Below are 19,328 nucleotides of genomic sequence, written 5' to 3'. Positions count from 1 at the left end.
CCAGTACGAGGCATGACATTGCCCGATGACTCCGGGTGCAGTTGAATGATGCGATGCAAGCTGGGCGGATGGTCTCCCCGATACTCGTGGGGCGGGAGAAGGAGCTCGCCCGGCTCGTCGAGCTGATCTCCGTCACCTCTCCGGTCCCCGCCGTGGCCGTGGTCGAGGGCGAGGCCGGGATCGGGAAGTCCAGGCTCGTCGCCGAGCTGCTGGACGGCCCCGCCGTGACCGGCCTGCGGGTGCTGCGCGGCGCCTGCCTGCAGATCAGGGAGCCGTTCCCGCTGGGAGCGCTGGTGGAGGCGCTGCGCGGCCGGGCCGCCGACCTCGGCGAGTCCGCCCTGTCGCCGGTCGCCGGAGCCCTGCGCGAGCTGCTGCCCGAGCTGGCCGCGGCGCTGCCGCCCGCGCCGCCCCCGCTGGACGACCGCGCGGCCGAACGGCACCGGGTCTTCCGCGGGCTCGAAGAGGTCCTGACCGCGCTCGGCCCCGCCGTCCTGGTCGTGGAGGACCTGCACTGGGCGGACGGGCAGACGGTCGAGTTCCTGACCTACCTGATGTCCGTGCTGCCGGGAACGCCGCCCGGCACGCTCCGGGTGGTTCTGACCTACCGGGAGGAGGAGGCGCCGGCCGCGGTCCGGGGGATCACCGCCCGCCTCCCTGACGCGATCCGGCGCGAGCACCTGGTGCTGCCGCCGCTCGACGCCGCCCAGACCCGGGTCATGGCCTCGGCCATCCTCGGGGCGGAGGAGGTGACGGCCGAGTTCGCCGAGCACCTGTGCGCGCGGGCGTCCGGGCTGCCGCTCGCCGTCCAGGAGCTGCTGGCGCTGCTGCGCACCCGCGGCACGCTCATCAGGTGGGAGGGCGGCTGGGCGCGCCGCGCCCTGGAGGAGCTGGACGTGCCGAGCGGCGTACGCGCCTCGGTGCAGGAGCGCGTCGCCCGGCTGTCCGCCGGGGCCAAGGAGGTGGCCGAGCGGGTCGCCGTGCTGCAGACGGCGGTGCCCATCGGCCTGCTGGCCGCCGGCGAGGCCGGGGCGATCGACGAGGTGCTCGGCTCCGGGCTGCTCACGGACGCGGGCGGCCTGGTCGGGTTCCGGCACGTGCTGGCGGCGCAGGCGGTGTACGAGGCGATCCCGGCCGGCCGCCGCCGGGCGCTGCACGCCGAGGCCGCCGACGCCGTACGCGGGCTGCGGCCGGTGCCGCTGGGACGGCTGGCGCACCACCTGCGGCACGCCGGACGTACGGAGCAGTGGGCCGAGACCGCCGTCGAGGCGGCCGAGCAGGCGTCCAGGCTGGGCGACGACGCCGAGGCCGCGCGGCTGCTGGCGGACGTGCTGCGCGAGACCGACCCGCCGGCGGCGCGCCGGGCGGAGCTGACGGTCAGGCTCGGCTGGGCCGCACTGGAGCTGCTGCGCCCCCCGCCCGTCGCCGATCTCATCGCCGCCGCGCTGGAGCAGGACGTGCCCCGTCCGCTCCGCGGCACGCTCCGCCTGCTGCTCGCGCTGCACCTGGAGCGTACGCGGACCGACGAGGCCCGCATCGGAGAGGCGTTCGCCGCCGCCGCCGAGGACCTGACCGGCCGCCCGGGGGAGCCAGGCAGGCCCGGCCTCGCCGCCTGGGCCATGGCCGGCGTGGGCCGCCCGCCGAGCCCCGTGCCGCAGGACGAGGCCATGGCCTGGCTGGAGCGGGCGCTCGCGACGCTGCCCACTGTGGACGACCCCGCCATGCGGATGCTGGTGCTCGGCAAGATCGCGATGATCTTCGTGGTGATCGGCGATCCCCGCTGGGCCGGGCTGGCCGAGGACCTGCTGCGCGAGACCGGCGGGCGCAGGCTGCTGCGCCGCGAGGTGAACGCCTACCGCTCCATCGGCGGGGCCGGCCTGTTCGCCGGCCACCACCGCGCGGGCCGCCGCCTGGTGACGGCCGCGATCGAGGACGGCGCGGAACCCGACCTGCGGGGACGGCTCGAACTGCGGTCCCTGGTGGTCATCGCCGTGGCCGACTACGTCGAGGGCTCGTGGGACGGGCTCGCGGCCCGGCTGGAGGAGCTGCGTGAGCACTTCGGCGACGAGCCGCACGAGCGGATCATCATGGACGGGGTGGGCGCCTGCCTGGCCGCGGTCCAGGGGCGGCCGGAGGCGGCGCCGCCGTTCCTGTTCGACGCGGTCGCCATGGCCCGGACGCGGGGGCAGTTCGACGATCTCGTCCTGCCCCTGGCCGTGCTGCTGCGCCTGGCCGCGCTCCGGGGCGAGCCGGAGGCGGCGCTCGCCGTGGCGGCCGAGGTGGCCGTCCGCTGGGAGGCGGCGCGCCTGTGGCCCGTGGCCGTCCGTACGCTACCCGCGCTCACCCAGGCGCTGCTCGCGGCGGGCCGGGCCGGGGACGCCGCGGACGCGGTCGCCCGGTGGGCCGCCCACCTCGACGGGCTCGACGCCCCGCTGGCCGGGCCGTCACTCGCGTACGCCCGCGGCCTGCTCGCCGCCACCGGCGAGCGGCAGGCGGAGGCCGCCGCCGAGTTCGCCGCGGCGGCGGACGCCTTCGAGGAGGTCCCGGCCAGGTACGAGGCCGCGCAGGCGCACGAGCAGGCCGCCGCCTGCCTGTTCACCCTGGACGACCCCGCCGCCGCCACCCGGCTCGGCCGGGCCGTCACCCTGTACGGGGAGCTCGGCGCCCGCTGGGACCTGGACCGCGCGGCCGGGCTGGGCCGCCGATGGGGGCTCCGCCCGTCGCCGGTCGCGCCCGCGCGCGGCGGGGACGACCACGTGCTGTCGGCCCGTCAGGAGCAGGTGGCCCGGCTGGCGGCGGAGGGGCTGACCAACCAGGAGATCGCCCGAGAGCTGTTCCTGTCGCCGAAGACGGTGGACAAGCATGTGAGCGCGGCGATGCGCAAGGTCGGCGCCCGGTCACGGACGGAGCTCGCCCGCCTCCTCCCCGCCGACTGACGTACCCGGGATCGTCCCTGCCCGGCCCTGACCTGCGAAGTTCCCGGCGTCGTCCCCGGGGGTGGTTTCCCCCGTCGTCCCTCGCGTGGTCTCCCTGATCCCCATGGGGTTCCCCATGTCGTCCCCCGAATGGGGATTTTTCCCCATAGGGCGCTCCATTCCCCATTCCATGCCGCCGCCGTGACACTTTCCCCGTGTCCGAAACCCCACCAGCGCCGCGGCAGGGCCGGCAGGACCCCGGCGGCGAGCCCGCCCCCGACGACCCACCCCCAACGGACCCGGCCTCCGCGGACCTGACGTCCGCGCCCCCGGCCCCCGCGGACCTGCCTCCCACGGACTCGACCTCCGTGGCCCGCGCGGGCCTGACCGTCGCGGACCCCGTGCCGCCATCGGGACTGCCCGAAGGCTTCGAGCCCGTCTGAACCGCCACCCGGCGGGCCCCGCCCGCCGATTGCCCGTCCGCCGATTGCCCGTGCAAAGCCCCCCTCAGAAAGGCCGCCCATGGCGCTGCCCCGCCCCCCGTTAGCGCGCCGCGCAGGCGCGTTGCTGACCGCCGTCACCGTGCTGACGGTCCTGTCGCCCGCGACCCCCGCCCCCGCCGCCGCGACGACCCCGGCCCCCACCCCCACCGCCGCCCAGGGCGAGCGGAACGAGGCGCAAACCGTCCCCCTGACCGGCGTACGCGCCCGTCGCCTGGTCGTCACGCTCATCACCGGTGACAAGGTCCAGCTCACCCAGACCGTCCCCGGCAAGTACCGCGTGGAGCCCGCCCCCGGCACCCGCCAGGGCGGCGGCCGGATCAACCTGTTCACCCAGTTCACCCCGGACGGCGTCTACGTGCTGCCGGACGACGCCGTCCCCGCCATCCAGGCGGGTCTGCTGGACAAGCGGCTGTTCGACGTCAAGTACCTGGCCGAGAACGGCTACGCCGACGACGTGACCGAGCACCTGCCGGTCATCGTCCAGTACCCCGGCGGGCAGCCCGAGGCCGAGGTCAAGCGCTCCGCCGCGGCCATCCCCGCCGGTGAGCCCACCCGTACGCTGGAGAGCATCCACGCGGCCGCCCTCGACGTCACCAAGGGCGAGGCGGGCACGTTCTGGGAGGCCGTACGCGCCCAGCAGAGCACCGCGAAGAGCCTGCGCGGCGGCATCGCCAAGATCTGGCTGGACGCCAAGGTCAAGGCCGACCTCGAGAAGAGCGTCCCGCAGATCGGCGCGCCCCAGGCATGGGAACGCGGCCATGACGGCACCGGCGTGACCATCGCCGTCCTGGACACGGGCGCGGACCCCGCCCACCCCGACCTGGCCGGCAAGATCTCCGACAGCAGGTCGTTCGTCCCCGGTGAGGAAGTGCAGGACGGTCAGGGTCACGGCACCCACGTCGCCTCGACCATCGCCGGCACCGGCGCGGCCTCCGGCGGCAGGAACAAGGGCGTCGCACCCGGCGCGAAGCTGGTCGTCGGCAAGGTGCTCGACAACAGCGGCTCCGGCCTGGAGTCGTGGATCATCGAGGGCATGGAGTGGGCCGCGCGCAGCGGCGCCAAGGCCGTCAGCATGAGCCTCGGCGGCCCGCCCACCGACGGCACCGACCCGCTCAGCCAGGCCGTGAACGACCTGACCGCCGAGACCGGCACCCTGTTCGTGATCGCCGCGGGCAACGCCTACGAGAAGGAGACGGTGGGCACCCCGGGCGCGGCCGACGCGGCGCTGACCGTGGCCGCCGTGGACAAGAGCGACCAGCTCGCCGGCTTCTCCAGCCGCGGGCCGCGGGTCGGCGACGGCGCGCTCAAGCCGGACATCGCCGCGCCGGGCGTGGACATCGTGGCCGCGCGGGCCGCCGGCACCTCCATGGGCAACCCGGTGGACGACCACTACACCGCCGCCTCCGGCACCTCCATGGCCACGCCGCACGTGGCCGGCGCCGTGGCGATCATGGCCCAGCAGCACCCCGGCTGGACGGCCCAGCAGCTCAAGACCGCGCTGATGTCCACCTCGAAGGACGACGGCTTCACCGTCTACGAGCAGGGCGCGGGCCGCGTGGACCTGGAGCGGGCCACCCGCCAGCAGGTCTTCGCGACCGGCGGCGGCGTCGACTTCGGCCTGCTGGTGGGGGAGGGTGAGCCGCGTACCGGCGAAATCACCTACACCAACCTCGGCAAGGAGCCTGTCACGCTCGCGCTGAAGGCGGCGATGAGCGGCGGCGCGAAGGTGAGCCTCGCCGCGTCCACGCTGACCGTCCCGGCGGGCGGCACCGCCGGCACCACCGTCACCTTGGACCCGTCCGGGCTCGACCTCGGCACCTACAGCGGCGCCGTGACCGCCGAGGCCGACGGCGACGTACGGCTCACCACGCCGCTCGGCGCCGTGCGCGACGTCCCCAAGGTGAACCTCACCATCCGCACCCTCGACCGGGACGGCAAGCCGCGCACCCCGACCGCCATGAGCGTCGTCGACGTGGACGGCACGAAGGGCGAGCTCGGCCCGTACGGCATCCACGACACCGGCCTGGTCGTCACCCGGGTGCCCGTCGGCACCGTCAGCGTGGTCCAGGTGCTCGACTGGGTGGACGGCGACGACCGCGCGAACCGGGCCTGGCTGTTCGAGCCGGAGCTCACCGTCACCGGCGACACCGAGATCACCCTCGACGCCCGTAAGGCGACCGAGATCGCGTTCGACGCGCCGAAGACCGCGCAGCCGCTCAACAACAGCTACGACCTGTTCTTCCAGCGGACCCTGCCGAACGGTGACGTCTACGGCGGCGCCCTGCCGGTCAACCGGCCGATCGGCGCGTGGGAGAAGGCCTGGGCGCTGCCGACCAAGCGGGTCACCAAGGGCGGCTTCCGCCTCACCGGCCAGTGGGAGCTCGGCGTGCCCGAGGTCAGCATGACGATGCGCACGCCGAAGCCGGTCGCCCTGCACCCGGTCTCCCGGATCCACATCCTCGACCGGGGGGAGCTCCACGCCGGCTGGATGCCGTTCCCGAGCAAGAGCCTGCGGGTCGTGGACGCGGGCAAGGGCCGTCCCGAGGACCTCGCGGGCAAGGACGTGCGCGGCGCGCTCGTCCTGATCGACGCCGAGCTGGCCGAGGGCGTGTTCGGCCCCGAGTGCGGCCTGCAGGTCGAGCGCACGTCCGCGGTCAGGGACGCGGGCGCGGCCGGCGTCCTGGCCTTCAACGAGGAGGGCGGCAGGTGCCCGATCCCGCTGGGCATCTCCCAGAAGCCGAACACCGGGCCGGGGAAGCCGGTCAACATCCCCGTCGCCTACGTCTCGAACGCCGAGGGCACGAAGATCCGTGAGGCGGTCCGGCGCGGCCAGGTCACGATCGACGTGGTGGGCACGCCGAACACGCCGTACTCGTACGTGTTCAAGCCGTACGCCGACGGCCGCGTCCCCGACTCGATGCGCTACAAGGTCACCGAGCGCCAGATGCACCGCGTCGACCTCGACGTGCACGCCGGGCCGTACCAGAACTACATGAACTGGCGCAGCGCGTGGCGGCCCGACGACGTCTCCTACACCTCGACCGCCTCGAACACGCTGCACTGGTCCTATCCGGCGCCCGACCGCAGGCCGCAGTGGATCTGGCCGCTCGACCCCAAGGTCGTGAACCAGGCGGGCCTGTCCGCGCTCATCACCCCCGACCCGGTCCAGGACATCGAGGAGAGCCGCTTCCGTACCCAGGTCTTCGACAAGGCCGGGAGCACGACCCAGCAGTGGTTCGCCACGCCGAGCGTGCCGGGCGCCGCGACCTCGGGAGAGAACCTGTACCGGCTCGGCGACCGTGACGCCCCGCCGATGACGAGCCTCATCGGGATGCCGTGCGCGATCTGCGTGCACGACGGCAACCTGTGGGTGACGCCGTCCATGGTCAACGGGGTCGGGGAGAGCCGTGACGACGGCGTCGTCTTCGGCGACATCCAGCCGCGCTACGACCTGCACCTCTACCGCGACGGGAAGGAGATCCCGAACACGCCCGTCGACCCGTTCATGAAGCTGCCCCGCTACCCGCTGCCCGAGGGCAAGGGCGCCTACCGGCTGACGGCGAAGAACGACCTCCAGGACATCGAGTGGACGTTCACCGCCCCGCCCGGCAAGGACCAGACGCAGCCGGGGCTCAACTGCTACGCCTGGTGGATCGACGGGGCGGTGGAGCAGTGCCGCACCGTGCCGGCGGTCTACGTCAGCTACGACCTCGGCGGCACCCTGTCGGAGCGGAACACGGTGGCGGCCGGTCGGCGGCACACGTTCGAGCTGGAGGCCTACCACGGGCCGTCGGGCGGCAGGACGCCCGACATCGCGGGCGTGCGCCTGTGGACCAGCACCGACGACGGCGCCACGTGGCGGCCCGCCGACCTCAGGAAGGGACGGGACGGCCGTTACACCGCCTCGGCCACGTACCCGGCGTTCCGGGCGACGAAGGGCGCGGTCAGCCTGAAGGTGGAGGCGTGGGACGCGGCCGGCAACCGCGTCAAGCAGACCGCGCTGCGCGCCTTCAACCTGCGCTGAGCACGTCCCTGTAGAGCTCCCGCCGGCCGCCTGGCCGGCGGGAGCTCGGCCGTTCCGGGGCTCAGGACAGCGCGTCCCGGCCGGTGAACGGGGCCAGGGCGAAGCGGGTGAGGACCTTGCGGGTGGTCAGCCAGCGTACGTGCGCGCCGTTGCGGGCCCGCGCGACCGCCTGCTCGGCCAGCCACGGCGTCACCGTCTCCACCCGGTCGGCGAGCAGCCGGAAGGCCCGGCCCGGCGCCGGCCCGGCGTCGCGCATGAGCAGGTCGGTGACCACCATGCCGGGGCTCAGCAGTCCGGCGGAGACCCCTGGGGGGACCTCCTTGGCCAGCGCCTTGGTGAGGTAGGTCAGCGCCCGCTTGCTCGCGCCGTAGACGGCCAGCCCCGGCACGACCCGGCCGTCGCTGCCGAGGCCCTCCATGTTCCACACGTGGCCGTGCCCCTGGGCGGCCATGCCCCGTACGGCCACCGCGCAGCCGTTGACGACGCCGTTGAGGTTGACGTCGAGCACGTGCCTTGCCTCGCCGGCGGGCAGCTCCCAGAGCGGGAGGCGGGAATGGGTGACGCCGGCGTTGTTGATCCACATGTCGACGCGGCCGTGCCGGTCCACGGCGGTGTCCCAGACGCGGCGCACCTGGTCGCGGTCGGTCACGTCGGCGATCACGTCGCCGCCGGTGGTGCCGCAGGTGACGACCTGGTGGCCGCGGGCGGCGAACTGCTCGGCGAGGCCGCGGCCGATGCCGCGGGTGGCGCCGGTCACGACGATCACCATGCGGCCACGCTACCGGCACCATCCTAATTATGTAATTCCTACCGGCTTATGTGCATATGATGAGGATCATGACCAAGGAGCCAGACGACACCGAGCTGGGCAGGCTGCTGGCGGACCACCGGCGGGACCTCGCGGAGCTGGAGGCGCTGCGTGACCGGCTCGCCGAGGTCAGGGGGCGGGGCGAGGCCGCGGACGGCCGGGTCGTCGCCGAGACGACGCAGGACGGCGCGCTCACCGGGCTCGCCATCGACCCGCGCGCCATGCGCCTCGGCTCCGACCGGCTCGCCGAGGCGATCCTGCGGGCGTCCGCGCGGGCGGCCCGCGCGGCGGGGGAGCGGGCCGCGGACCTGGTGACGCCGTTCCTCGCCGGCACGCCCCTGGAGCACGCGCGGCCCGGGAGCGGTCCACCCGCCCGCGAAGAACGGAGGCGGGCCCGATGATCAGCCCCGGCCGCGCGGGCGTCTACGGCGCCGGCACCCTCGGCATCGCCGCCTTCGTCTTCCAGATGCTGGCGGTCGACTACCCCGAGGGCGACCCGGACAAGGCCCGCCAGGCCGCCGCCGTCTGGGCGCGGCTGGCCGAGCGCGTCGAGCGCAGCCCCGGCCACACGTCCGGCGCGGCCGCCTCGGTGTGGCGCAGGAACGAGGGCGGCGGCGTGCCCGAGTTCCGCAAGGCCGCCACCGCCGGCCTCTACCCGCCCGACCCCGGCGACGGCTACGCCGCCAGGCTCGCCCGCCGCTGCAGGGACAACAGCGAGGCCTGCGCCGAGTACGCCGACGCGATCGAGACGGCCAGGCACGCGTACTGGACGCTGGCATGGGCCAACTTCGCCAGCTTCGTCTTCATCAGCACCTTCCCCTGGCAGGCGGGGGCGGCGTACCAGATCACCCAGTTCCTCATGCGCCGCGCCCAGGCGGGCATGCTGGCGCGGCTGCTGGAGCACTCCGTCGCGCGGATCGTGGCGGCCAAGCTGACCGAGTACACGATCGGCAGCGCCTTCTTCGCCGTCGGCGACGTGGCCGTGGTCGCGGGCGTGAAGGCGGCGCGCGGCGACGACCCCGGCTCGCTGGAGGACAACGCCAAGCAGGCGCTGAAGGAGTTCGCCGCGTCGGTCGCCTTCTACGGCGTGTTCGACGCCGCCGCGCCGCTGGCCAGGAAGGTGAGCTCCAACGCGGACGTGCAGTATTTCCTCAGCCGCCTCGCCGGCGGATCCATCGGCTACGGCCCCTCCTACGACGCCATGAACGGGCAGTCGGGGGAGGAGCTGGTGCCGACCTGGAAGGAGACCCTGGGCCGCATGCTGCTGTACTTCACCATGGCGCACAAACCGGCGGGAGGCTGAGCGCGGCGTGGAGATCCACAAGAAGCACCTCCGCTCCGCCGCCGACGCCTACGACCTGGAACGGGAGTCGCTGGGGGAGTTCGTCCGCGACGCGGCCGGCGAGCTGAACGCCATCGGCGCCTTCTGGGGCGACGACAAGCTCGGCACCACCTTCGCCAAGGGCCAGGGCGGCGCCGGCGGCTACGAGGCGGTCACCGGCCAGGTCATGGCGGGCGTGGTGGTGTGGCTCGACGCCCACCACGAGATCGCCGAGCGGCTGCGGCTCATGGCGGACGTCGTCCAGGTGGCCGACTGGGCGACCATCGCGCAGATCCTGGCCGAGCTGCCGCAGGCCGACCCCGGGCGGCCCATCTGGGGGACCGGCTAGGGAGCGGGCCGCGGGCCCCGGTAGGGCAGGGGCTGGCTGTAGACGACGCTGGTGGTCGTGCTGCCCAGCTCGGCGAGCTCGCCCACCAGCCGCTCCAGGTGCCGCATGGAGGACGCCGCGACCTTCAGCGTGTAGCAGTCGTCGCCGGTGGTGCGCAGGCACTCCAGGATCTCCGTACGTTCGGCGAGCAGCCGGTGCAGCGGCTCGTGCCGGTTGCCCGGATACTTCAGCCGCACCACGGCCAGCACCGCGAACCCGGTCTTCTCCAGGTCCACCTCGGCGCGGTAGCCGGTGATGACGCCCAGCGACTCCAGCCGGCGCACCCGTTCGGTGGTCGCCGAGGAGCTGAGCCTGACCCGCCGGCCCAGCTCGGTGAACGGCATCCGCCCGTCCCGCTGCAGCTCGGCCAGGATCGCCCAGTCGGTCGCGTCGATGTTCTCGGCCACCCAGCCAACTTACCGGGATAATCCCGGCCAACAGCCGTTCATGCCGGGAGAAATCCCTTACTCCGCGCCAGGCCGCCTGGATAGCCTGAACCGGTGCGAATAGGCGTCAACGTCCCCAATTTCGGCCCCGGCACCGACCCGGGTGTCCTGCGCGCGTGGGCGCAGACCGTGGAGGGCCTCGGCTTCGACCTGCTCATGGTCTCCGACCACGTCGTGGTGACGCCGGACGTCGCCGCGCAGTATCCCGCGCCGTTCTACGAGCCGTTCACCACCCTGTCCTGGCTGGCCGGCGTCACCGGCCGGATCAGGCTCGGGACGACCGTGCTCATCGCGCCCTACCGGCACCCGCTGCTGACCGCCCGCATGGCGGCCAACCTCAATCAGCTGAGCGGCGGCCGGCTGGTCCTCGGCGTGGCCTCCGGATGGGCGCGGCAGGAGTTCGCCGCGCTCGGGGTGCCGTTCGAGCGGCGCGGCGAGCTGACCGACGAGGTGCTGCGGGCCCTGCGGGCCGCCAGCGAGGACACCGAGGACCTCCGCGCGGGACCCCTGCCGCTGTGGATCGGCGGCAACAGCGACGCCGGCATCCGCCGGGCCGTCCGGCTCGGCGACGCCTGGCACCCGCTGCGCAACACCCTGCCCTGGCTGCGCGAGGCGGTGGAGCGGATGCGGACGATCGCCGGCGACCAGCCGGTGCCCGCCTTCGCCCCGCGCATCCACCTGCGCATCACCACCACGCCCGTCACCGCGCCGGACCGGCGGGCCGGCGAGGGCACGATCGACCAGGTCGTCGCGGACCTCGCCGAGCTCGAACGGCTCGGCGCCGACACCGTCGTCCTCGACCCGTTCGACGGCGACCCGGCCGAGACCCTCCACCCGGCGGCCAAATGGCGGATGCTCGCCGACGTCGCCGCCCACACCGACCTGCGCCCCGCGAAGGAGCAATCATGACACCGGACGAGGAAACCCTGCTGCGCCGGGCGATCGAGCTGGCCGCCGAGGCCCGCGCGGCGGGCGACCCGCCGTTCGGCTCGCTGCTGGCCGACGCCCAGGGAAAGGTGCTCGCCGAGGAGCGCAACACCACCGTCACCGGCCGCGACATCAGCGCGCACCCGGAGCTGAAGCTGGCCGTCTGGGCGGCCCGCGAGCTCGACGCCGCGACCGCCGCCGCCACCACGATGTACACGAGCTGCCAGCCGTGCGGCATGTGCACGGGGGCGATCCAGCGCAGCGGCCTCGGGCGCGTCGTCTACGCCCTGTCGGAGGGGCAGCTCGGCGAGCTCAAGCCGGGCGGCGCCGGCTGGCCGGACGTGCCGCAGGAGGGCCCGGCGCTCCACGACGAGGCCCGCGTCCCGGTCGAGGGCTACTACCGCTGAGGGCCCAGCCCACTTAGAGCCAGCCCGGTTCGAGCCATTCCGCCCGGCCGGGCAGGCCCGGCCTGATCCGCGCCCGCGGCGCCCCGCCCAGCCGGTTCTCAGAGTCGCGTACGCGGCCCGTCTCACGCAGCCGGCCCAGCGCGTCGGCGTCGAGGTCGTCGCTGGCCAGCGGATGGTTGGTGTGGATGAGGCGGCCCTCGCGCAGCGGCACGGGCACCGCGCCGGCCGCCGAGCACTCCAGGCTCTCGATGCCCGAGGCGTCGCCCACGGCGTAGTGCTGGCCGCTGGCGTGCTCGGCGCCGCGCAGGAAGGCCACCGCGGCGGCCCGGTCGCGGCGGGCCAGCACGCCGCGGATCACCGCGGCCACCGGCAGCCCGTACGGGTCGCCGCTCAGCATGCCGAGCGTGTTGACACAGACCGCGACCCCCGCCGCGTTGACGCCGGTGAGCGCGAGCAGCCCGGCCGAGGTCAGCACGAGCTGCTCGGGCCCGTCCTGCGGGCGCAGCCGCAGCACGAGCTGGGTGCCGTCCATGAACGCCGGCAGGTCCATGTTCTGCGCCAGGTAGGGGCCGCCGGCCGGCTGCCCGCCGACGACGCTGCAGCCGTGCTCGCGCAGGTGCCGGCGGCGCATCCACCAGCCCTCGTCCATCCAGTTGTACGCGGCGACGTCCTCGAACGGCACGTCCGCGCCCTCGGCGATCCCCCGCAGCTCGTCGGCGAGTTCCGGCATGAGCCGCCGGACGGTGCCGAGCAGCGGCGACCCGGTGAGCAGCCCGGCCACGCCCGACGGGGCGGTGACCTCACGCCACGCCTCCAGCGCCCGCCGCACGACGGGCCGCGCCTGCTCGCCGTGCGCCCGTCCCATCTCCAGGGGGCTGCCCGCGTACTCGATCACCGTCAACCCGGCCATCCTGTGATGCTAGGCGGTCCTTGGGGAGATCTTGCCGATCAGCAGGGTCAGCTCGGCGAGCTCGGCGTCGGTCAGGTTCTGCAGCGGCGGCCGGACCGGGCCCGCGGGGCGGCCGACGGCGGCGAGGCCCGCCTTGACGATCGAGACGGCGTACCCCTTCGTCCGGTCCCGGATGTCCAGGTAGGGCACGATGAACTCCCGGATGCGCCGGTAGACCGCCGCGTGGTCCTGCGCCCGGACGTCGGCGTAGAAGGCGAGCGCGAACTCCGGCAGGAAGTTGAAGATCGCCGAGGAGTACGTGCTCACGCCGAGCTGCAGCAGCGGCAGCGCGAAGGTCTCGGCCGTGGGCAGGCCGCCGATGTAGGTCAGGCGCTCGCCGACGGCGGCGTAGACGCGGGTGAGGTTCTCGATGTCGCCGATGCCGTCCTTGAGGCCGACGAACGTCGGGTTGCGCGCGGCCAGCCGCTCGACGGCGCGATCGGTGAGCACCGCGTTGGCCCGGCTGTAGACGATCACGCCGAGCCCCGTGGCGGCGCAGACCGCCGACACGTGCTCGACCAGCCCGTCCTGGCCGGCCTCCGTGAGATAGGGCGGCATCAGCAGCAGCCCGTCCGCGCCCGCCGCCTCGGCGGCGCGCGCCTGGGCGACGGCGGTGGCGGTGCCGCCGGTGGCCGGCGCGATGACCGGCACCCGGCCGCCGACCTCGCCGACCGCCGCCCGGACGACCCGGTCGATCTCCTCACCGGTCAGCGAGAAACCCTCGCCGGTGCCGCCCGCCGCGAACAGCCCGGCCACCGGGTGCTCGCTCAGCCAGGACAGGTGGTCGCGGTATGCCGCCTCGTCGAAGCGCAGGTCAGGGGTGAAGTGCGTGACGGGGAACGACAACAGGCCGCTCCTGAGCCGGGCGGCGAGCTCCTGCGGGGAGTAACGGGACATGGTCATGCGGCCAGGCTAAGGACGAGCGATGATTCCCGTCCAAGTGCATTTCTGCATCCGGTGATACCCGTACGGCATCATGGCTGCCGGGCGCGGAGGGCCGCGCGGGCCTCGGCGAGCGTCGCGCGGGCGTGTGGCAGGCCGGGCAGGCGGGCGGCCAGTGCGCCCAGGGCGGCCGGCAGGGCGGGGGCGGGCACGCCGCGCGCCCCCAGCATCTGCGCCAGCCACCCGGCGAAGGAGGTGAACAGCCCGGGGTCGCCGACGTAGACGGCGGCCTTCAGGTAGCCGACGATCGAGGCGGCGTCCTCGGCCGTGTCGCCGCGCGGCCCCTCCTCGGTGGCGTGCCGGGCCAGCTCCTCCACGACGTCCCTGACCAGGAGGGGCGCGCGGTCGTCGAGCACCACGTACTCGGGGTCGGCATGGTGGGCGTCGCCGGGCGCGCCGCGCCGAGGAAGGCCGCGGTCGAGCAGGTCGGCGGCCCCGCGGGCGTCCGGCGCCCAGGCGTCCGCGCCGAACCGGCGGGCGTAACGGCCGTCCGGGCCGAACGCGGGGCCGCCGGCGAGCACCGGCGTGAACGCCGCCTGGCACGCCGTGATCGAGGCGTGCGCGGCCGGCAGGTGAATGGCGATCGAGCTGGACAGGGCGACCGCGCTCGGCCCGGTCCGGTGCAGGTGCACGACGAGGTGCGCGGTGGGCACGTGCGCGCCGAGGTAGTCGACCCGCCAGCCGCGCAGCCGCAGCACCTCGGCGAGCAGCCGGACGGGGAACGTGTGCCACTCGCCCTCCACGCACGCCACGCAGATCCGCCCCTTGACCGGCGCGGAACCGCGCTGCCGCGTGGCCGCGTGGTGGGCCGCCACGACGAGCACGCTCTCGTTGACCGCGGTCGCCGTGTGCTCCTGGGCGACCGTGATCCGGTTGTCCGCCCACGCCTGGCCGAGCCGCGCCTGCACGGCGGCGACCACGTCCAGGATCAGGGTCTCGGCGGGCACGCCGCCGTCGAGCGCGGACACGGCGGCGTCGATCGCGGCGTACTCGTCGCCGGCCATCGCCGCCTCCCACAGCGCTTCCTCGTACCGCTCGACACCGTCGTTCATGGGACCGGTCCGTTCCGTGGGGTCTCGCGCGGCACGCCGATGGCGACGACCGCGAGGTCGTCGCGCTCGCCGCCGCCCGCCCACTGCGAGGCGAGCATCTGCACCCGCTCCGCCAGGGCGTCGGCCGGCATGCCGGCGCAGCGCCGCAGCTCGGCCTCCAGCCGCTCGTCGCCGAACAGCTCGCCGCCGAGCGGCCCGCCCCTCGCCTCGATGACGCCGTCGCTGTAGAGCAGGCAGGTGTCGCCGGGCTCCAGCAGCACCTCCTCGGTGACGCTGGTGACGTGCTCCAGCAGCCCGATGAGCGTCCCCCTGGTACGGGCCACCTGCACCCGCCCGTCAAGGCGGACGATCATCGGCGGCGGATGGCCCGCGCTGGTCAGCCGGAGCACGACCCGGCCGCCGCGGCGCTCGACCCCGGCCAGCACGAGCGTGACGTAGCGGGAGCCTTCGGCGGCGAGCAGCACGTCGTTGAGCCGGTTCAGCACCCGCTGGTGGTCGTCGGCGAACGGCAGCAGGGCGCGCAGCGTGTTGCGGATCTTGCCGGTGAGCACCGCCGCCTCAAGCCCCTTGCCGGACACGTCGCCGAGCACCACCAGGGACCGGTGGCCGGCGCCCGAGACCGCGTGCACGTCGTAGAAGTCCCCGCCTACCAGCGCGCTGTCGCCCGCCGCCCGGTAGCGGCCGGCCACCTCCACGCCGTCCACGTGCGTAACCACGGGCGGAAGCAGGTCGGCCATCAGGGTCTCGGTGATCGAGGCCTGCTCGGCGTACAGGCGGGCGATCGAGATCGCGGTGCCCGCGCGGGCGGCGAACAGCGAGGCGAACAACTCCTCGGACGGGGTGAAGGCGTGACTCTCCGAGCGGCGCAGGAGGATCAGCGCGCCCGCCGGCAGCCCGTACCCGGGAAGCGCGAGCACGACCACCGAGCCGATCCCGGCGGGCGCGTCCCGCGTCACCCAGCCGGGCGCCTCGGCGGGGTCCAGCCAGCGGGGCGGCACCGGCGGGAAGGCCCGCAGCGCCTCGGCCAGGCCGGGCATGCTCCCCGCGTCGCCGGTCAGATCCCGGTGTACGGCGCCGCCCGCCTCACAGCAGGCGACCATGTGCCGGTGCCCGCGGCGCGGCAGGACGACCCGGGCGGCGTCGGCGAGGTGCCGTACCGCCAGCCGCGCCACCGTCTCCAGGCAGCGGTCCAGGTTGAGCGTGGACAGGAGCCGGCTGGACACCTCGATCACGGCCGCCAGCGAGTCCCGTTCGGCCCGCAGGGCCTCGCCGGCCCGGTGCTGTTCGGTGACGTCCACCAGCCACCACTCGACGCGGCCCGCGCCGTCGTCGTGTACGGGATGCGCCTCGAAGATCCGTTCACCCACCGGCCCGCGGACCGGTCCGCCGGAGTGCTCGCGGTGCGCGCGCAGCAGCCACGCGGGGATGTCCCGCGCGCCGCCGGGCAGCGCGCGGGCGGCCGTATTCGCCGCCTCGACGACGCCTGACGCGCCGAGGACCAGCATCGGGTACGGCGTGTCCTCCCGTGCCATGCCGAACCTGCCCCGTCCGCGGTCACCTGCCTGGTTTTCACCCTAGTGACGGGACATACATGGCTTTCCCGATGCTCGGCCGTCTTTGTGCCATTTTTGTGCCAGCCGCTGGGGCCGGGCCGGCGGTCAGAGCCCGTACGACTTGCCGATGATGTCGCGCTGGATCTCGCTCGTGCCCCCGTACACCGTGGACACCACCGTGGAGCGCAGCAGGCGTTCCATGCCGTACTCCGTGGCGTAGCCGTAGCCGCCCATCATCTGCATGCCGTCCAGGGCCAGCGCCTTGGCCAGCTCCGTCGCCTTCAGCTTGGCCATCGACGCCTCGCGCGGGAGCTGCCGCTCCGGGTCGGCCTCGATCCGCCGCGCCACGTCGTGCACCAGCAGCCGCGTGCACTCCAGCTCGGTGGCGTGGTCGGCGAGCCGGTGCCGCAACGCCTGGAAGCTGCCGACCGGGCGGCCGAACTGCCTGCGCTCACGCACGTACGCCACCGTGTCGTCGAACACCCGGCGCGCGGTGCCGAGCATCAGCCCGGCGAGGATCATGCGCTCCAGGTTGAGCCCGGACATGAGCTGCCGCCAGGCCGAGCCGACCTCGCCCACCACGGCGTTCTCGGGCAGCCGGCAGTCGGTGAAGTAGAGGTCGTTGACCTCGCGGCCGCCCATCGTCTCGATGCCGCGCACGGTCAGGCCCTCGACGCCGGCCGGGACGGAGAACATGGTGAGCCCGTCGTGCCTGCCGCCCTCGGTGGAGGTGCGGGCGACGAGCAGGATGTGCTCGGCGATGTGCGCGTTGGAGCACCACGTCTTCTGGCCGTTGATCACCCAGCCGCCGTCGCGGCGCTCGGCCCGGCAGGTCAGCGCCGCGACGTCCGACCCCGCGCCGGGCTCCGACATCGACACCGCCAGCACCTCGCCGCGCAGGAAGTCGCCGAGCACCCGGTGCTTCTGCTCCTCGCTGCCGAACTTCTCGTAGGAGGCGGCGGTGATCGCCGACGTGGCGAACCCGCCGATCGGCACCTGCCAGTAGGCGGTGGTCTCCAGGAACAGCAGCAGGTCCACCATGCTCTGGCCGGCGCCGCCGTACTCCTCCGGGACCGCGACGCCCAGCCAGCCGAGCTCGCCCATCCTGCGGTAGATGCCGTCGTGGTGCGGCTCGGCGCCCCCGTCGGTCAGCTTGAGCCACTGCTCGCGGGTGCCCGCCTCGCGGCGGCAGAAGTCCTCGATGGCGGCCACGAAGTCGCGCCGCTCGTCGGTCAAGGTCACGCCCCAGATCCTCCCCTGTAGAGCTCTTCGATCACCTCGGCGTAGCGCTGCTCGATGACCCGCCGCCGCAGCTTCAGCGACGGGGTGAGCTCCCCGCTCGCCGGGCTCCACGCGTGGTCGAGCACGCGGTACGCCTTCACCTGCTCGGGCCGCGACAGCGCCGCGTTCGCCCGTTCGACGCCCTCGGCCAGCTCCGCCAGCACCTGCGGGTCGGCGGCGAGCTCCTTCAGCTCGACCGCGGCGATGCCGCGCGCCCTGGCCCAGACGGGCGCGGCCTCCTCGTCCAGCATGAGCAGCGCCGTCAGGTACGGCCGCCGGTCGCCGACCACGACGGCGTACCCGATCAGCGGGTGCGCGCGCAGCAGCGACTCGACCGCGCTCGGCGCGATGTTCTTGCCGTGCGAGGTGATGATCATCTCCTTCTTGCGGTCGATGATCCGCAGCAGCCCGTTGTCGTCGTGGGCGCCGATGTCGCCGGTCGCGAGCCAGCCGTCGGCGTCCACCGCGGGCTTCACCTGCCCGTCGGGCTGGAGGTAGCCGAGGAACACCAGCGGCCCGCGGACCAGGATCTCGCCGTCGTCGGCGAGCTTGATCTCCATGCCCGGCATCGGGCGGCCGACCGTGCCGGCCCGGTAGTCGTCGCGGAAGGTGCTGGTGGCCGAGCCGGTGGTCTCGCTCAGCCCCCAGACCTCCATGATCGGCATGCCGAGGCTGCCGAAGAACTCCAGCACCTCGGCGGGGATGGGCGCCGCGCCGCTGCCCAGCCGGACCGCCTCGGCGAGCCCGATGCGCTCGCGCAGCGGCCGCAGCACCTCCTGGTCCGCGCGCTCCAGCTCGGCGGCCAGCTCGGCGTCCGGCTCGTGGCCGGCGCCGCGGATCCGGTACGCCTCGGCGGCGAGCTCGCGCGCCCGGCGGAGCGCGTCGCTGTCCAGGGCGGCGAGCATCTGCTGCAACCCGGCGGCGAACTTCTCCCACACGCGCGGCACGCCGAAGAACGCCTGCGGCCGTACCGCGATCAGCGTGGGCAGCAGCTTCGTGGAGTCGGCGCAGATCGTCACGTGGCCGGCGGCGTAGATCGGCAGGTAGATGCCGAGCACCCGCTCGGCGATGTGCGCGAGCGGCAGGTACGCGACCGTCCGCGGGTTCGCGGGCGTGGGCTGGACCAGCTCCTGGAGCGCGCACTGGTAGAGCACGTTGAGGTGCGAGAGCACCACGCCCTTCGGGTCGCCGGTCGTCCCCGAGGTGTAGATCATCGTCACCGGGTCGTCCTGGGAGGCGTTCGCGGGCGGCAGCTCGTCGCCCGGCGTGGCCAGCAGGTCGGCGAAGCGCGTGTGGCCGGAGTCTGCTGTGTCGCCGATGTCCTCGACGGTCACGACGCCCTTCAGCCCGGGCATCGCGGCCAGCGCGGGCGCCCACCGCTCCAGCTCGGCCGGGCCCTCCAGCACCACCACGGTGGCCGCGCTGTGCAGCGCGACCTGGCGGATCTGCTCCGGGCTCAACGTCGCGTACGTGGTGCACGGGATCGCGCCCAGCTCGACCGCGGCGAGGTCGGCGATCCAGTGCTCAGGACGGCTCGACATGCCGATGAGCAGCCGCTCGCCGTGCCGCAGGCCCAGCGCGTGGAGCCCGCGCGCCACGGACAGCACCCGCTCGCGCAGCTCGCGCCAGGTCAGCGTGTCGCCGTCGGTCCCGGTCAGGGCGGGCAGGTCGCCGTGCTCCTCGGCGTTGCGCCGCAGCAGCTCAGGAACCGTGTACGCACCCAGCGCGGCGCGCACGTCCGCCTCTGTGATCATCCTTTTTCTCCCTCCGCCGGACCCCGAGCGCCTCCATCGAATCCCGAACATCGTTCTGGTG

At 74.2% G+C, this 19,328-nt stretch carries 16 protein-coding genes; 8 read left to right on the top strand and 8 right to left on the bottom strand.

The window, feature by feature from the left end; genetic code table 11:
- Nucleotides 1–68: 68 nt before the first annotated feature.
- The 3 genes from SMD20_RS12800 to SMD20_RS12790 all read left to right on the top strand — a co-directional run bounded on the left by SMD20_RS12800 (nucleotide 69) and on the right by SMD20_RS12790 (nucleotide 7,439).
- Nucleotides 69–2,933 (top strand): helix-turn-helix transcriptional regulator, encoded by a 2,865-nt coding sequence (locus SMD20_RS12800; RefSeq protein ID WP_329579613.1) that lies wholly within the window; start codon nucleotides 69–71, stop codon nucleotides 2,931–2,933.
- Nucleotides 2,934–3,127: 194 nt separating this feature from the next.
- The gene (locus SMD20_RS12795) at nucleotides 3,128–3,355 is read left to right on the top strand and encodes a hypothetical protein (RefSeq protein WP_329579611.1); all 228 of its coding nucleotides are present in this window, start codon (nucleotides 3,128–3,130) and stop codon (nucleotides 3,353–3,355) included.
- Between the two features lie 79 nt (nucleotides 3,356–3,434).
- Nucleotides 3,435–7,439 carry a S8 family serine peptidase gene (locus SMD20_RS12790; protein WP_329579608.1) on the top strand — a complete coding sequence of 1,335 codons (4,005 nt, stop codon included), beginning with the start codon at nucleotides 3,435–3,437 and terminating at the stop codon, nucleotides 7,437–7,439.
- Between the two features lie 61 nt (nucleotides 7,440–7,500).
- On the opposite strand, the gene SMD20_RS12785 is transcribed toward SMD20_RS12790, so the two are convergent.
- Complete coding sequence (locus tag SMD20_RS12785; RefSeq protein WP_329579606.1) at nucleotides 7,501–8,208, bottom strand: SDR family oxidoreductase; 708 nt, start codon at nucleotides 8,206–8,208, stop codon at nucleotides 7,501–7,503.
- A gap of 68 nt (nucleotides 8,209–8,276) precedes the next feature.
- On the opposite strand from SMD20_RS12785, the gene SMD20_RS12780 reads away from it, so the two are divergent.
- From SMD20_RS12780 to SMD20_RS12770, 3 genes are read left to right on the top strand one after another with little or no spacing between them, the layout of a single operon-like run.
- Complete coding sequence (locus SMD20_RS12780; RefSeq protein ID WP_329579603.1) at nucleotides 8,277–8,648, top strand: YbaB/EbfC family nucleoid-associated protein; 372 nt, start codon at nucleotides 8,277–8,279, stop codon at nucleotides 8,646–8,648.
- Nucleotides 8,645–9,550, top strand: a complete 906-nt coding sequence (locus SMD20_RS12775; RefSeq protein WP_329579600.1) for a WXG100-like domain-containing protein — start codon at nucleotides 8,645–8,647, stop codon at nucleotides 9,548–9,550. The genes SMD20_RS12780 and SMD20_RS12775 overlap by 4 nt, the downstream gene beginning before the upstream one ends.
- Nucleotides 9,551–9,557: 7 nt before the next feature.
- Complete coding sequence (locus tag SMD20_RS12770) at nucleotides 9,558–9,917, top strand: hypothetical protein (RefSeq protein ID WP_329579597.1); 360 nt, start codon at nucleotides 9,558–9,560, stop codon at nucleotides 9,915–9,917.
- Here SMD20_RS12770 and SMD20_RS12765 read toward each other — a convergent pair.
- On the bottom strand, nucleotides 9,914–10,363 hold the full coding sequence (locus tag SMD20_RS12765) for an Lrp/AsnC family transcriptional regulator (RefSeq protein WP_329579594.1): 450 nt from the start codon (nucleotides 10,361–10,363) through the stop codon (nucleotides 9,914–9,916). The genes SMD20_RS12770 and SMD20_RS12765 overlap by 4 nt on opposite strands.
- 93 nt (nucleotides 10,364–10,456) lie before the next feature.
- Here SMD20_RS12765 and SMD20_RS12760 point away from each other — a divergent pair, with 93 nt between their 5' ends.
- Together SMD20_RS12760 and SMD20_RS12755 are read left to right on the top strand one after the other, a co-directional pair.
- A complete protein-coding gene (locus tag SMD20_RS12760) occupies nucleotides 10,457–11,311 on the top strand; it encodes an LLM class flavin-dependent oxidoreductase (RefSeq protein WP_329579592.1) in 855 nt (284 codons plus the stop codon).
- Complete coding sequence (locus SMD20_RS12755) at nucleotides 11,308–11,736, top strand: nucleoside deaminase (RefSeq protein ID WP_329579589.1); 429 nt, start codon at nucleotides 11,308–11,310, stop codon at nucleotides 11,734–11,736. Before SMD20_RS12760 ends, SMD20_RS12755 begins: the two co-directional genes overlap by 4 nt.
- Nucleotides 11,737–11,749: 13 nt before the next feature.
- Here the strand turns inward: SMD20_RS12755 and SMD20_RS12750 are convergent, their stop codons facing one another.
- The 6 genes from SMD20_RS12750 to SMD20_RS12725 form a co-directional block, all read right to left on the bottom strand.
- Nucleotides 11,750–12,646: a C45 family peptidase gene (locus SMD20_RS12750; protein WP_329579587.1), complete on the bottom strand. Its 897-nt coding sequence runs from the start codon at nucleotides 12,644–12,646 to the stop codon at nucleotides 11,750–11,752.
- A 9-nt stretch (nucleotides 12,647–12,655) separates the two neighbouring features.
- Nucleotides 12,656–13,588 carry a 5-dehydro-4-deoxyglucarate dehydratase gene (gene kdgD / locus SMD20_RS12745; protein WP_329579585.1) on the bottom strand — a complete coding sequence of 311 codons (933 nt, stop codon included), beginning with the start codon at nucleotides 13,586–13,588 and terminating at the stop codon, nucleotides 12,656–12,658.
- A 71-nt stretch (nucleotides 13,589–13,659) separates the two neighbouring features.
- Nucleotides 13,660–14,679, bottom strand: a complete 1,020-nt coding sequence (locus tag SMD20_RS12740; RefSeq protein ID WP_329579582.1) for a cobalamin B12-binding domain-containing protein — start codon at nucleotides 14,677–14,679, stop codon at nucleotides 13,660–13,662.
- The gene (locus tag SMD20_RS12735) at nucleotides 14,676–16,211 is read right to left on the bottom strand and encodes a PP2C family protein-serine/threonine phosphatase (protein WP_329579580.1); all 1,536 of its coding nucleotides are present in this window, start codon (nucleotides 16,209–16,211) and stop codon (nucleotides 14,676–14,678) included. The genes SMD20_RS12740 and SMD20_RS12735 overlap by 4 nt, the downstream gene beginning before the upstream one ends.
- A 126-nt stretch (nucleotides 16,212–16,337) precedes the next feature.
- Nucleotides 16,338–17,474 carry an acyl-CoA dehydrogenase family protein gene (locus SMD20_RS12730; RefSeq protein WP_329579578.1) on the bottom strand — a complete coding sequence of 379 codons (1,137 nt, stop codon included), beginning with the start codon at nucleotides 17,472–17,474 and terminating at the stop codon, nucleotides 16,338–16,340.
- Complete coding sequence (locus tag SMD20_RS12725; RefSeq protein ID WP_329579575.1) at nucleotides 17,471–19,267, bottom strand: AMP-dependent synthetase/ligase; 1,797 nt, start codon at nucleotides 19,265–19,267, stop codon at nucleotides 17,471–17,473. The genes SMD20_RS12730 and SMD20_RS12725 overlap by 4 nt, the downstream gene beginning before the upstream one ends.
- Nucleotides 19,268–19,328 lie beyond the last annotated feature (61 nt).

Origin of the sequence: Nonomuraea sp. LP-02 (assembly GCF_036289125.1) — a bacterium.
GTDB lineage: Bacteria > Actinomycetota > Actinomycetes > Streptosporangiales > Streptosporangiaceae > Nonomuraea > Nonomuraea bangladeshensis.
The sequence above is the reverse complement of the archived record's forward strand: the minus strand, read 5'-3'. Positions and strand labels throughout refer to the sequence as shown.

What these genes read in the sequence shown, in the direction of transcription:
- SMD20_RS12780 (WP_329579603.1), top strand. Translation starts at nt 8,277, where the DNA reads ATGACCAAGGAGCCAGACGACACCGAGCTGGGCAGGCTGCTGGCGGAC.
- SMD20_RS12740 (WP_329579582.1), bottom strand. Translation starts at nt 14,679, where the DNA reads ATGAACGACGGTGTCGAGCGGTACGAGGAAGCGCTGTGGGAGGCGGCG.
- SMD20_RS12755 (WP_329579589.1), top strand. Translation starts at nt 11,308, where the DNA reads ATGACACCGGACGAGGAAACCCTGCTGCGCCGGGCGATCGAGCTGGCC.
- SMD20_RS12785 (WP_329579606.1), bottom strand. Translation starts at nt 8,208, where the DNA reads ATGGTGATCGTCGTGACCGGCGCCACCCGCGGCATCGGCCGCGGCCTC.
- SMD20_RS12800 (WP_329579613.1), top strand. Translation starts at nt 69, where the DNA reads ATGGTCTCCCCGATACTCGTGGGGCGGGAGAAGGAGCTCGCCCGGCTC.
- SMD20_RS12750 (WP_329579587.1), bottom strand. Translation starts at nt 12,646, where the DNA reads ATGGCCGGGTTGACGGTGATCGAGTACGCGGGCAGCCCCCTGGAGATG.
- SMD20_RS12725 (WP_329579575.1), bottom strand. Translation starts at nt 19,267, where the DNA reads ATGATCACAGAGGCGGACGTGCGCGCCGCGCTGGGTGCGTACACGGTT.
- SMD20_RS12790 (WP_329579608.1), top strand. Translation starts at nt 3,435, where the DNA reads ATGGCGCTGCCCCGCCCCCCGTTAGCGCGCCGCGCAGGCGCGTTGCTG.
- kdgD (WP_329579585.1), bottom strand. Translation starts at nt 13,588, where the DNA reads ATGACCATGTCCCGTTACTCCCCGCAGGAGCTCGCCGCCCGGCTCAGG.
- SMD20_RS12775 (WP_329579600.1), top strand. Translation starts at nt 8,645, where the DNA reads ATGATCAGCCCCGGCCGCGCGGGCGTCTACGGCGCCGGCACCCTCGGC.
- SMD20_RS12735 (WP_329579580.1), bottom strand. Translation starts at nt 16,211, where the DNA reads ATGGCACGGGAGGACACGCCGTACCCGATGCTGGTCCTCGGCGCGTCA.